The 11,555-nt window shown below is 68.8% G+C and carries 11 protein-coding genes and 2 pseudogenes; 4 read left to right on the forward strand and 9 right to left on the reverse strand.

Going from position 1 to position 11,555, the window contains the following annotated elements:
- Nucleotides 1-9: 9 nt before the first annotated feature.
- From NX780_RS19145 to NX780_RS19175, 7 genes and pseudogenes are all read right to left on the reverse strand, one after another.
- Nucleotides 10-762, reverse strand: coding sequence for a hypothetical protein (locus NX780_RS19145; protein WP_258829477.1), 753 nt, complete (start codon nucleotides 760-762; stop codon nucleotides 10-12).
- Complete coding sequence (locus tag NX780_RS19150; protein WP_258829478.1) at nucleotides 759-1,460, reverse strand: phosphoribosyltransferase; 702 nt, start codon at nucleotides 1,458-1,460, stop codon at nucleotides 759-761. The genes NX780_RS19145 and NX780_RS19150 overlap by 4 nt, the downstream gene beginning before the upstream one ends.
- Before the next feature lie 133 nt (nucleotides 1,461-1,593).
- The gene (locus tag NX780_RS19155) at nucleotides 1,594-2,064 is read right to left on the reverse strand and encodes an Hsp20/alpha crystallin family protein (RefSeq protein WP_258829479.1); all 471 of its coding nucleotides are present in this window, start codon (nucleotides 2,062-2,064) and stop codon (nucleotides 1,594-1,596) included.
- Between the two features lie 125 nt (nucleotides 2,065-2,189).
- Complete coding sequence (gene fghA, locus NX780_RS19160) at nucleotides 2,190-3,032, reverse strand: S-formylglutathione hydrolase (protein ID WP_258829480.1); 843 nt, start codon at nucleotides 3,030-3,032, stop codon at nucleotides 2,190-2,192.
- A gap of 63 nt (nucleotides 3,033-3,095) precedes the next feature.
- Nucleotides 3,096-3,680 (reverse strand): annotated as a pseudogene (locus tag NX780_RS19165) (chromate transporter).
- A pseudogene (locus NX780_RS19170) lies at nucleotides 3,677-4,268 on the reverse strand (chromate transporter). The pseudogenes NX780_RS19165 and NX780_RS19170 overlap by 4 nt, the downstream one beginning before the upstream one ends.
- Nucleotides 4,269-4,321: 53 nt before the next feature.
- Nucleotides 4,322-4,498: a hypothetical protein gene (locus tag NX780_RS19175; RefSeq protein WP_258829504.1), complete on the reverse strand. Its 177-nt coding sequence runs from the start codon at nucleotides 4,496-4,498 to the stop codon at nucleotides 4,322-4,324.
- A 198-nt stretch (nucleotides 4,499-4,696) separates the two neighbouring features.
- Between NX780_RS19175 and NX780_RS19180 the strand changes: the two genes are divergently transcribed.
- Both NX780_RS19180 and NX780_RS19185 read left to right on the forward strand, forming a co-directional pair.
- On the forward strand, nucleotides 4,697-4,924 hold the full coding sequence (locus NX780_RS19180) for a hypothetical protein (RefSeq protein WP_258829481.1): 228 nt from the start codon (nucleotides 4,697-4,699) through the stop codon (nucleotides 4,922-4,924).
- 426 nt (nucleotides 4,925-5,350) lie between these two features.
- Entirely contained in the window at nucleotides 5,351-7,444 is a 2,094-nt protein-coding gene (locus NX780_RS19185; RefSeq protein WP_258829482.1) for an ATP-dependent helicase, read from the forward strand.
- Nucleotides 7,445-7,718: 274 nt separating this feature from the next.
- On the opposite strand, the gene NX780_RS19190 is transcribed toward NX780_RS19185, so the two are convergent.
- Together NX780_RS19190 and NX780_RS19195 are read right to left on the reverse strand one after the other, a co-directional pair.
- The gene (locus NX780_RS19190; protein ID WP_258829483.1) at nucleotides 7,719-8,549 is read right to left on the reverse strand and encodes an SIR2 family NAD-dependent protein deacylase; all 831 of its coding nucleotides are present in this window, start codon (nucleotides 8,547-8,549) and stop codon (nucleotides 7,719-7,721) included.
- Nucleotides 8,539-9,183 carry a phosphohydrolase gene (locus tag NX780_RS19195; protein ID WP_258829484.1) on the reverse strand — a complete coding sequence of 215 codons (645 nt, stop codon included), beginning with the start codon at nucleotides 9,181-9,183 and terminating at the stop codon, nucleotides 8,539-8,541. The genes NX780_RS19190 and NX780_RS19195 overlap by 11 nt, the downstream gene beginning before the upstream one ends.
- Nucleotides 9,184-9,289: 106 nt before the next feature.
- On the opposite strand from NX780_RS19195, the gene glpD reads away from it, so the two are divergent.
- Complete coding sequence (gene glpD, locus NX780_RS19200; protein WP_258829485.1) at nucleotides 9,290-10,852, forward strand: glycerol-3-phosphate dehydrogenase; 1,563 nt, start codon at nucleotides 9,290-9,292, stop codon at nucleotides 10,850-10,852.
- Nucleotides 10,853-10,900: 48 nt separating this feature from the next.
- Nucleotides 10,901-11,500 carry a glutathione S-transferase family protein gene (locus NX780_RS19205; protein WP_258829486.1) on the forward strand — a complete coding sequence of 200 codons (600 nt, stop codon included), beginning with the start codon at nucleotides 10,901-10,903 and terminating at the stop codon, nucleotides 11,498-11,500.
- Nucleotides 11,501-11,555: the final 55 nt, after the last annotated feature.

Genomic DNA, 11,555 nt, shown 5'->3' on the forward strand with positions numbered 1-11,555 from the left:
GCATGGCTGTCAGTGCAGGGTGCGGCTGCCCGGCTCGGCATTGGACGGCAGGTAGGGCGTCGTTTCGCCGGCCTGCCGGGTCTTCGGCAGCGCCAGGCTGCCGACCGAGTAGCGGTGCGTGCTGCTGCGCATCAGGAGGGCCAGGCCGGCCAGGCCGACCAGCAGGCCGGCGGGATTGCGCCGCATCACGCCGAGCAGTCCCAGCAGGCTGCCGCCGAGCAGGGCGGAATCGGTGCCGCGGCCTGCGCCGAAGGCGCCGCCGAGGCGCTCGCCCAGGTCCTGGAGCACGCCCGCCAGGCCGCCGCCATGGCCATAGCGCTCGTCGTGGTCGTAGCGGTTGCGGCTGGCCCAGGAGCGCTCGGCCTCGTAGCGTTCCTGCGCTGCCTGCGCTTCGCGGCGGGCGCGCTCGCGCGCATGATCGGCTTCGGCCGCGACGCGCTCTTCGGCCTCGTGCGCACCGTGACGGACGCGGTCGAGCAGCGGCGCGGCCTGGGCCTGCAGCTTGCCGGCTCCGCGCGAGATGGCGTCGGCTGCACTGCCGCCGAGTGCGCCGAGGCTTTCGCCGGCGCTGTGCAGGGCGTGGTCGACCGTCCTGCCCGTGCGCGCGGCGCCGCTCTTCAGCGCGGACACCGCGCGCGAGCGCCGCGCCGACCCGCGTTCGGGGTCGAGCAGGTACATCAGGAGCGCGCCCGCCGCGGCTGCGCCCAGCCACTTGCCCACACTGCCCACATCGGTTGCCGTCTCGGTTGGAATTGGTTTCATGTCCGCTCCTTTCTGTTGTTCTGATCCTGCGCGCCGGGCTTCGCCCATGCCTGCGCCAGTAAATCCTGCACTTCCTCGTCGCCGGTCTGCCCGAAGGCCTGGTAGAACTGCCCGACCGCCTGGAAGCGCGGCGGGGCCAGCGGACAGACCACTTCGTCCGCCTCGTTCTCGAGCAGCCCGACGGTGTCGGGCGCCCCGACCGGAGCCGCCACGACCAGCCGGGCCGGGCCCTGGCGGCGCAGCACCTGCAGCGCCGCCATCATGGTCGCGCCGGTGGCGATGCCGTCGTCGACCACGATCACGCAGCGTCCGGCGATGCGCGGCGCGGCGCGTCCGCCCCGGTAGCGCCGGTCGCGCCGTTCGAGTTCGACCAGCTCGCGCCGCGTGACTTCCTCAACCTGTTCCTGCGTCACGCCCATCAGCCCGGGTATGCCCGGCTGCAGCACGCGCACGCCGCCGCTGCCGATCGCCCCCATGGCGTACTCTTCCTGGTTCGGCATGCCCAGCTTGCGCACCAGCAGGACGTCGAGCTCGGCGGCCAGCAGCCGCGCGACTTCGAAGGCGACCGGCACGCCGCCGCGCGGCAGTCCGAGCACCAGCAGGTCCTCCTGCTCGCCGGGGCCGAGCCGGCGGCGCAGCTGCTGCGCCAGCTCGCGGCCGGCGTGGGTGCGGTCCTTGTAGCCCTGGGTGTCCGGCATGGTCCAGCGTTTCCAACGGTGACAGCTGACAAACATGGTAAACGGCCGCGCCGCGTGGCGGCGGGGCGCCGCAACGCGTTGCGCGGCCGTCCGGCGGCAGGCCTGTCCGGGCCTGCGCTGGTCCGGGGGACGCCTACTGGATGGTGAGGCGGCGTGCTTCCGTGCCCTGCTTTTTCGGCAGGCTCAGGTGAAGAACGCCATTCTCGAGCCTTGCCTGCGCCGTCGTGTCGTCGACCTCGGTCGGCAGGGCAAAGCTGCGCTGAAAGCTGCTTGCGGTGCGTTCAGCATACACCACGGTTTCACCTTCGCGGCGTTCGTTTGCCCTGCGGCATTGCGCTTCGATCGTGACACGCTGGCCGTCGACCGAGACCTTGACGTCCTCCTTCTCCACGCCGGGAAGTTCGGCCTGGATCTCGAAGGTTTTCTCGGTCTCCGTCACGTCCAGGCGCGGCGCCATCGCGCCATTGCCCAGGCCGCGCCGGCCCTGCGCCAGCGGTGCGAAAAAGTCTTCGAACATGCTCTCGACCATGCGCCCGAACTGATCCTCGAAGCTAGCCGGACGGTAGGCCGGGAGCGCGGAACTGCCTCTCCTGATGAGATTCATGATGGCCTCCATGGATGATTGACGAGATTGCCGGCGGATGCCGGCAATCTCTTTATAGGATGCGGAGGGAACAGTTTCAAGCAGGGACGGCCGGTGTGGATTCCGGCCCGTCGCCAGGGACGCGTTCAGCCGAGCACGCGGCGGTGGAAGCGCAGGTGGTCTTCGACGAAGGTCGAGATGAAGTAGTAGCCGTGGTCGTAACCGGCGTGGCGGCGCAGGGTCAGCGGCTGGCCCACGCCCAGGCAGGCGGCCTCGAAGGCTTCCGGATACAGCTGTTCGGCCAGGAATTTGTCGGCCAGTCCCTGGTCGATCAGGATCCCGCCGGGGAAGGGCGCGCCCTGCATTCCCGCCATCAGCTCGGTGGCGTCGTACTGGCGCCAGAGCGCTTCGTCCGGCCCGAGGTAGCCGCCGAAGGCCTTCCTGCCCCAGGGGCAGCGCATCGGCGCGGCGATCGGGGCGAAGGCGGAGACCGAGCGGAACAGGTCCGGGTTGCGCAGCGCCAGCATCAGGGCGCCGAGGCCGCCCATCGAATGCCCGAAGATGCCCACGCGCGCCGGATCGGCCGGCAGCGTGTCGAGCACCAGCTGGCGCAGCTCGAGGATGTGGCTGTACATGCGGTAGTGGCGCGACCAGGGCTCTTGCACTGCATCGACGTAGAAGCCGGCGCCCACGCCGAAGTCCCAGTTGTCGGTCTCGCCCGGCACGCCGGCGCCGCGCGGGCTGGTGTCGGGCGCGACCAGGATGATGCCTTCCTCGGCGGCCACGCGCTGGGCGCCGGCCTTGATCATGAAGGTCTCCTCGGTGCAGGTCAGGCCCGCCAGGTAGAACAGCACCGGCAGCGGCTTGTCGCCAGCGCCGGGCGGGAGGTAGACGGAATAGCGCATCGGCAGGCCGATCGCCTGGGAGTCGAAGGAATGAAAGCGCTGCACGCCGCCGAAGCAGGCGTGTTCATTGAGCAGGTCGGGCATGATTTTCTTGTGCTTGTGACTATCGATGTCGTCAGTATGCCCTGCCGCGCGCATGCGTGCCAGTCACACGACGCCGAACGCCCCCAATACGGCTCCCAGGGCCAGCAGCCACAGGATGTGCAGGCGGGTGCGCCAGATCACGAGGCAGCTCGCGCCGGCCAGCAGCCAGAGCGCCCAGTCGCGTTTGCCGCCCTGGCTGCTGGCGGTGCCCAGCAGCCAGCTGGTGGCCAGCAGCATGCCGATCACCATCGGCGCCATGCCCAGCTTGAAGGCGCGCACGGCGCGCAGCTCGCGGTTGCGGTGGCCCCACTGGGCGACCTGGTAGGTCAGGACGGTCGACGGCAGCAGGATGCCGGCCATGGTCGTGGCCACCCCGAGGAAGGCGGCCGCCAGGCTGCCCGTGTTCATGCCCACGTGCCAGCCCATCAGGGCGACGAACAGCACATTAGGGCCGGGCGCGGCCTAGGCCAGGGCGATCGATTCGCTGAACTGCGATTCGCTGAGCCAGCCCTTGTCTTCGACCAGGTAGCGGTGCATGTCGCCCGTGGCCGAGATCGCGCCGCCCAGCGAAAGCAGGGACAGCATCAGGTAGTGGATGAAGAGGTCGAGCCAGTCGTGCCAGCCGAACACCAGCTGCGGCGCGTTCATGGCTGCAAGCGCCGCCAGGCCAGCACGCAGCCGAGCAGGCCGAGCGGCGGCAGCACCCACAGCAGCGGGACGCGCAGCCAGGCCAGCAGCACGAAGCCGGCGGACGCGATCGCGATGCAGCAGGGCAATGGAATGGGATTCCTGGCCAGCGCGCTGGAGAGCTTGAGGCCGGCCGCCGCGATCAGGCCGGCGGAGACGGCCGCCATGCCGCGCAGGGCGCCGCCGATGGCCGGATCGTCCTTGAACTGCGCGTGCACGACCGCCAGCAGCAGCACCAGCACCAGGGGCATGGCCAGCAGGCCGCCCATGGCCGCCAGCGCGCCGCGCAGGCCGAACCAGCGCGCCGCGCAGGCCGAACCAGCGCGCGCCGAGCGTCAGGGCCAGGTTGACCACGTTCGGGCCGGGCAGGATCTGCGCCACCGCCCAGTCTTCGACGAACTCCTCGTGCGTCAGCCAGCGCTTGCGCTCGACCAGCTCGCGCTGGACGACCGGCAGCACGCCGCCGAAACCTTGCAGGGCAAGGATGGTGAAGGAGACGAAGAGATCGGTGAGCGAGGCGGGCCGGGGGCGGGGAGGTGGGGAATCCATTGGCGCATTATCGCCGTCCGTCCTGCGCCCTGTCCACGCGGACCCGGCCGGTCTCAGCCGCCGCCGATCCCCCGCATCACGTGGCCGCTGCCGCCGCAGTTCGGACAGGGCTTGCCGTCGGCCTGCTTGCCGCTGCCGGCGCAGACTTCGCAGACGTCTTCGCCGGCGCCGGGCGTGCCCGGTTCGGCTTCGTCGCCGGGATTCATGTCGGGATCGGGTTGCATGCTCATGGTGTCCTCGCTCGTCGATGGTTGGCGCGGCCATTGTAGGCGGCGTGGGCGGGCGGTGTCGCAGCGCTGCCCGCCTGGTATGGTCCAAGCACGAAAACACAATCACGCCTTTGACCTAAATCGGGTATTGACATTGATTTGGCTTCGACCATACTGCTCGCAGCCCCACCAATCCATCTCAGAAAGGGCAGGCGCACGATGAATCCTCCGCGTATTCTCCACGCCGTCTCCGACAGCGCCAACGAGGCCAGGCGCGACTTGCGCCAGCGCGACATCGTCGACGACGCCCTCCTTCTGATGCGGGCGGCCGGCACCCTGTCGGCCCTCGAGTTCCTGAAGTCGCATGCGGTCGACACCCGGATCATCACCCGTGTCCTGCTCGACCCGTCGAAGCGCCGCGGTGGCGCCTCCCTGAGTCCGGCCTGACCCGGCCCTGCTGCCGCCGGGCCCGGTTCGAAGCCGGGTCAGGCGGAGCGGGCTTATGCACAAAAATTTCCTAAGGATAATTTTGTGCATGAGCCTGACGCGTATGCGAGACATGCATGTAAACCCTTGATTTTTGGGGCTATGAACGCTGCCTTCCCAATAGGCAAATTGTTGAGAGCCGCATCAATGGCCGTGTCCGGCGTGTCAAGCCCCCGCTTTTCCACATAGTTATTCACAGAGTTTGTGGATATCCGGAAAATATTTTATAGATCCGTGACTTAGCGATTTTTTTGCATGTAATGCATGACCTGACGGCCGGCAAGTCGGCGTCCCGCGACGCGGCAGCGCTTGCACGCGCCCGGATTTCTGCTTGCGCAACAAAACTGGATAAATGTACAGTATGGCATGTCCAACCCAGCCGCTCCCATGTCCGCCGTCCTCGACCAGCCTGTCTTGCCAAGCGACCCGTTCGCCAGTCTCAATGCCGAACAGCGGGCCGCGGTCGAGCATGACATCGGCGCCGAGCTGGTGCGTCCCTTGCTGGTCGTGGCCGGCGCCGGCTCGGGCAAGACCAATACCCTGGCGCACCGGGTGGCGCGCCTGATCCAGTCGGGCGCCGATCCCCAGCGCATCCTGCTGCTCACCTTCTCGCGCCGCGCCGCGGGCGAGATGGGCCAGCGCGCCAGCGGCGTGCTGCAGCGCCTGCTGGGCCGGAATGGCGCCGGTTCCCCGATCACGCTGCCCTGGGCCGGGACCTTCCACGCGATCGGCGCGCGCCTGCTGCGCGAATACGCCGGCCGCATCGGCCTGGACGAATCCTTCACCATCCACGACCGCGGCGACTCGGAAGACCTGATGGGCATGGTGCGCCACGAGATCGGCCTGTCAAACACGGCTATGGACAGGCGCTTTCCGCTGAAGGGTACCTGCCTGTCGATCTATTCGCGGGTGGTGAACAGCCGCGCGCCTTTGGAGGAGGTGCTGCAGTCGACCTTCCCCTGGTGCGGCGAGTGGGAAGGCCAGCTCAAGACCCTGTTCGGCGCCTACGTCGACGCCAAGCAGGAGCAGAACGTGCTCGACTACGACGACCTGCTGCTGTTCTGGGCCGAGATGGCCGGCGACCCGGTGCTGGGCCCGGAGCTCGGCGCCCTGTTCGACCACGTGCTGGTCGACGAATACCAGGACACCAACCGCCTGCAGGCCGCCATCCTCACCGGCATGAAACCGGGCGGCGAGGGCGTGGTGGTGGTGGGCGACGACGCCCAGTCGATCTATGCCTTCCGCGGCGCGACGATCCGCAACATCCTCGACTTCCCGAACGAGTTCACCCGTCCCGCGCAGGTGATCACGCTCGAGCGCAACTACCGCTCGACCCAGCCCATCCTGGACGCCTCCAACGCGGTGATCGCCGGCGCGCTGGAGCGCCATGCGAAGACGCTGTGGACCGACAAGGCATCCGGCGCCAAGCCGCAGCTGGTCCTGATTCCCGACGAGGCCGAGCAGGCGCGCTGGGTCTGCAACCGCATCCTCGAGCACCGCGAGGCCGGCATCAAGCTCACCCAGCAGGCCGTGCTGTTCCGCGCGGCCAGCCACAGCGCGGCGCTGGAACTCGAGTTGATGCGCCGCAACATCCCCTTCGTCAAATTCGGCGGCCTGAAATTCCTCGAGGCCTCCCACATCAAGGATGTGCTGGCGGTGCTGCGCTTCGTGCAGAACCCCGCCGGGCGCCTGGCGGGCTTCCGCACCGTGCAGCTGATCCCCGGCATCGGCCAGGCCACCGCGACACGCCTGCTGGACGCGGCCGCGCAAGCGCCCGACCCGGTCGCGGCGCTGGAGGGCTTCGCGCCGCCGGCGCGCAGCAAGGTCGATTGGGACGCCTTCTGCGTCCTGTACCGACGGCTGCGTACGCCCGGCCTGCGCTGGCCGGCCGACATCGAGCTGGTGAAACAATGGTACCTGCCGCACCTGGAGCGCCTGCACGACGACGCGCAAGTCCGCGCGGCCGACGTCGAGCAGCTGGCCCTGCTTGCGGGCGGCCACGGTTCGCGCGAAGCCTTCCTGGCCGAGATCACGCTCGACCCGCCCGAGGCCACCAGCGACCGCGCCGGGCCGCCCTTGCTTGACGAAGACTACGTGATCCTCTCGACCATCCATTCGAGCAAGGGGCAGGAGTGGAAATCGGTGCACGTGCTGAATGTGGTGGACGGCTGCATCCCATCGGACATGGCGACCGGGAACCAGGATGACATCGAGGAAGAGCGCCGCCTGCTCTACGTGGCGATGACGCGCGCCCGCGAACACCTGCACCTGGTGCTGCCGAACCGCTTCTTCATCAAGCAGCAGGCGTCCACGGGCGACCGGCATGTGTATGCGGCGCGCACGCGCTTCATTACGCCGGCCATGCTCAAGCATTTCGAGGAAACCGCCTGGCTCGACGCCGAGTCCCGGCACCTGCGCAAACCGGTGCCGGAAAGCATCCGGATGATGGTGAGGGACCGGGCAAGAAGCGCCTGGAAATGACCGCGCAAGATGAGCGCAGATGAGGGCACGTTGACGACTTATCCCCCGCCGGCGTGTTTTGTAGGAATCTGCCTAAGGTATTAAGGTTGCACGAAAGCAGTGCGTGTGTAAGTCGTTGATTTTACGAGGCTTTGATTTTGCCTTCAGAACGGGCATTTTGTTGAAACCCGCATCATTACTGGACTTTCGCCTTGTCAAGTAGTGCTTTTCCACATCTTTATCCACAGATCTTGTGGATATTGGCGAATGTTCAAAAAAATCAGGCACTTAGCTTTCAGATTTGATTTTTATCAATTCCCAAGGCCTCGGCCAGCAACTGCAGTGCCGGTAGTGCGCCCATCTCCAGAGCAACGCCATGGCGCACCGCCGCTTCGCGCGGATTGATGCGCACCACCGGCGCGCCCTGCGACTCCGCCATTCGCCTGACCGACGGTATGTCAACGCCCGCCCCGAGCTCGATCACGGCCAGCCGGGCGACCTTGGCGCGCCAGCGCGCGAAGCGCGCGTACTGCGCTTCGCTGCGCTGGGGCAGCCAGGCGCCGTCGCCGAACATCAGGATGTTGGGCCGCGAAAGCAGCGCGCAGCGTGGGCAGGCCGGCAGGGGCGAGACCAGCCTGCAGGCATCCATGTCGATTGCCGGCGCGACGCCGTCCGCCGGCCAGATCGCCTCGCCGCAGGGGCGCGTGCATTGCAGGTGGTGGATCGAGCCGTGGCATTCGACCACCGCATCTTCCGCGAAGCCGGCGCGCTGGAACTGGCCGTCGACATTGCTGGTGAAGACGAAGCTGCCATGCGCCATGCGCGCCGCGATCGCGCGCAGGATGCCGAAGCCCGCATGCGGCGTGGTGGCGCGGTAGAGCGCGAGGCGGTGGCCATAGAAGCCCCAGGCCAGGCGCGGGTCGGTGTCAAACGTGTCGGGGCAGGCCATCTCGTGGAAGGCCAGCCCCAGGCGCGCAAGGGGCGGGTAGGCACGCCAGAAGCCGCCTGTCCCGCGAAAATCGGGCAGGCCGGAATCGACGCCCATGCCGGCCCCGGCCGCGACCAGCAGGCCGTCGGCGTCCTGGATCAGGGCGGCGGCGCGCCTGACGGCGTCGTCAGGCCGCATGTCCCGCCTCGCGCTTCAGGCGCTCCAGCTCGGCCAGGAAGCGCTCGGCGGCCAGGCGGGGCGCCCATGGTTCCCAGGGCGTGCAGCCGTAGTGATCGGCCAGCGGGTCGCGCTCCAGCACCCGGGCGCGGATCTTGAGGGTGCTGCGCACCTCTTCAGGGGTCCAGCCGGTGACGTGCACGGCTTCGGTCGCGGCGGCCAGGCGGTCGGCCTGCTTGTGCAGGCGGTGCTCCTTCTCGGTCCAGGCGGGCAGGCCGTAGCGCAGGAATACCGCGTGCTCGAGGCGCCGGGTCAGGGCCCGGAAACCCTCGCCCAGGAAGGGCTTGATGACGGAGACCGCGTCGAAGCCGAGCAGCCCTTCCTCGGCGTCGTGCAGCAGCTCGCGCAGCTCCTGGACGGGCGAGGGGCGGGGAGCCAGGGCGCGCCGCAGCAGCATGACGGCGATCGAATGCTGGGCCACCGACAGCGGCAGCGGCCAGGCCGAGTGTCCGCCCCAGCGGTAGGTGCGGGCGAGGCCCAGCGCCAGGTCGGCGTCGTCCCAGTCGAAGGGGGTGGGGTTGAGCAGGTCCAGGCGCTTGCCCGAGGGCATGCGGACCCAGGCGCGCACCTCTTGGGCGCTGGGAGTGATGTGCATGTGGCGATTTTACACACGAGCACGCGCATTCTCCGCATAATTGATACAGGCAAAGAGGGCCTGCCGGCGTCTCCCTACACTGGGACGATTCGGCGTGGAGGCAGACATGGTGGAAGACGGCGGTATCGAATACGACGTGCTGGTGGTGGGCGGCGGCATCAACGGCGCGGGCATCGCGCGCGACGCGGCCGGGCGCGGCCTGCGCGTGCTCCTGTGCGACAAGGACGACCTCGGCGCCCACACTTCCTCGGCGTCCAGCAAGCTGGTGCACGGCGGCCTGCGCTACCTCGAACACTACGAGTTCGGCCTGGTACGCAAGGCCCTGGCCGAGCGGGAGGTCCTGCTGCGCAGCGCGCCCCACATCATGCACCCGCTGCGCTTCGTGATGCCCCACGATAGCGGCCAGCGGCCCGCCTGGCTGATCCGCGCCGGCCTCTTCCTCTACGACCGCCTGGCGCCGCGCGAATTCCTGCCCGCCTCGCGGGCGGTCGACCTGGCCGGGCACCGCGCCGGCGGCCCCCTGAAACCCGCCTTCACGCGCGGCTTCGTGTATTCGGACGGCTGGGTCGACGATGCGCGTCTCGTCGTGCTCAACGCCCTCGACGCCCATGAGCGCGGCGCCGAGGTGCGCACCCGCACGCGCTGCGTCGGCTTCGAGCGGCATGCCCGGCACTGGGTGGTCACGCTGGAAGGGGATGGCGGCCGCAAGCGGGTGCGCACGCGTTGCCTTGTCAATGCCGCCGGTCCCTGGGCGGGAAGAGTCGATGCGGTGGCCAGTGGCGCCGCGCCAAAGGCAGGGCGGCGCCTGCGCCTCGTGAAGGGCAGCCACATCGTGGTGCCGCGCCTGTTCGACCACAGCTATGCCTACATCTTCCAGCACCCGGACGGGCGCATCGTCTTCGCCATGCCCTACGAGGGCGTCTTCACCCTGATCGGCACCACCGACCTCGACTTCACCGGCGACCCGGACGAGGTCGCGATCGCCGACACCGAAACCTCCTACCTGTGCGCGCTCGCGAACCGCTACTTCCGGCGCCAGGTCTGGCCGTCAAGCGTGGTGTGGAGCTTTTCCGGCGTGCGGCCCCTGCTCGATGACGCGTCCGACAAGGCCTCGGACGCCACGCGCGACTATTCGCTGGGCCGCGACAGCGCCGGCGCCCCCCTGCTGTCGGTCTTCGGCGGCAAGATCACCACCTATCGCCGGCTGGCCGAAGAGGCGACCGACTGGATCGCGTCGAGCCTCGTCTCCGCCCGGCCCGCCTGGACTGCGGGCGCCTTGCTGCCCGGCGGCGACCTGTTCGGCGCGATGCCCGACAAGCGCGGCGTGCTCGAATTCGACCGCTGGGTGGCCGCCCTGCAGCGGCGGCTCGACTGGCTGCCGCCCGGCCTGGTGGGCCGCTGGGCGCGCGCCTATGGCAGCCGCGTGGACACCCTGCTCGCCGGCGCGCGCAGCCTCGACGGGCTGGGGGCCGAGATCGTTCCCGGTTTGTATGCGGCCGAACTGCGCTACCTGGTGCGGCACGAATGGGCGCGCAGCGCCCAGGACGTTCTCTGGCGGCGCAGCAAGCTGGGCCTGCACCTGCCGCCGGGCTGCGCGGACGCGATCGACGCCTGGATCGCGGCCGAGCGCGCGCCCAGCGGCGGCGTCGCGCTGGGCGTGCCGGCCTAGGGCCCGGCAGGCTATCATGGCGCGTCGACCATTTGAAAAGGAAAACCGATGCGCCTCTACACCAGTCCCCGTGCGCCGAACCCGCGGCGCGTCGCCATGTTCATGGCCGCCAAGGGCATCACCGGCATCGAGACCGTCGAAGTCGACCTGAACGCGGGCGGCCACCGCAGCCCGGAATTCCTGGCGCTGAACCCGATGGGCCGCATTCCCGTGCTGGTGCTGGATGACGGCCGCGCCCTGAGCGAAACGCGCGCCATCTGCACCTACCTCGAGGGCCTGTATCCGGAACCGAACCTGATGGGCGTGGATGCCACCGAGCGGGCCTTCATCGAGATGGCCGACCGGCGCGTGGAGCTGCACCTGATGCTGGAAATCGCGCACTGCGTACGCCACACGCATCCGGGGCTGGCGGTGCTGGAGCAGCCGCAGTTTCCGGAGTTCGGCGCGGCGCAGGGAAGGAAGATGCGCGATACGGCGCGGTGGCTGGATGGGGAGCTGGGCAAGCACCCGTATGTGGCGGGGGAGCGGTTCACGATTGCCGACATCACGGCCTTCTGCGCGCTGGAGTTTGCGCGTGGGCTGATGAAGTTCAGGCCGGGGGAGGAGGGGATGCCGCACCTGCAGGCGTGGCGCGACCGCATGGCGTAGGGGTGATCCAGTCCAGTGGACTGGATCACGCTCTGCCGTCCGCGCGTTCAAATCT

Source organism: Massilia agri (assembly GCF_024753255.1).
GTDB classification, from domain to species: Bacteria; Pseudomonadota; Gammaproteobacteria; order Burkholderiales; family Burkholderiaceae_D; genus Telluria; species Telluria agri.

What these genes read in the sequence shown, in the direction of transcription:
- NX780_RS19180 (WP_258829481.1), top strand. Translation starts at nt 4,697, where the DNA reads ATGAATCCTCCGCGTATTCTCCACGCCGTCTCCGACAGCGCCAACGAG.
- NX780_RS19150 (WP_258829478.1), bottom strand. Translation starts at nt 1,460, where the DNA reads ATGCCGGACACCCAGGGCTACAAGGACCGCACCCACGCCGGCCGCGAG.
- NX780_RS19185 (WP_258829482.1), top strand. Translation starts at nt 5,351, where the DNA reads ATGTCCGCCGTCCTCGACCAGCCTGTCTTGCCAAGCGACCCGTTCGCC.
- NX780_RS19145 (WP_258829477.1), bottom strand. Translation starts at nt 762, where the DNA reads ATGAAACCAATTCCAACCGAGACGGCAACCGATGTGGGCAGTGTGGGC.
- NX780_RS19205 (WP_258829486.1), top strand. Translation starts at nt 10,901, where the DNA reads ATGCGCCTCTACACCAGTCCCCGTGCGCCGAACCCGCGGCGCGTCGCC.
- NX780_RS19175 (WP_258829504.1), bottom strand. Translation starts at nt 4,498, where the DNA reads ATGAGCATGCAACCCGATCCCGACATGAATCCCGGCGACGAAGCCGAA.
- glpD (WP_258829485.1), top strand. Translation starts at nt 9,290, where the DNA reads ATGGTGGAAGACGGCGGTATCGAATACGACGTGCTGGTGGTGGGCGGC.
- NX780_RS19195 (WP_258829484.1), bottom strand. Translation starts at nt 9,183, where the DNA reads ATGCACATCACTCCCAGCGCCCAAGAGGTGCGCGCCTGGGTCCGCATG.
- fghA (WP_258829480.1), bottom strand. Translation starts at nt 3,032, where the DNA reads ATGCCCGACCTGCTCAATGAACACGCCTGCTTCGGCGGCGTGCAGCGC.
- NX780_RS19155 (WP_258829479.1), bottom strand. Translation starts at nt 2,064, where the DNA reads ATGAATCTCATCAGGAGAGGCAGTTCCGCGCTCCCGGCCTACCGTCCG.
- NX780_RS19190 (WP_258829483.1), bottom strand. Translation starts at nt 8,549, where the DNA reads ATGCGGCCTGACGACGCCGTCAGGCGCGCCGCCGCCCTGATCCAGGAC.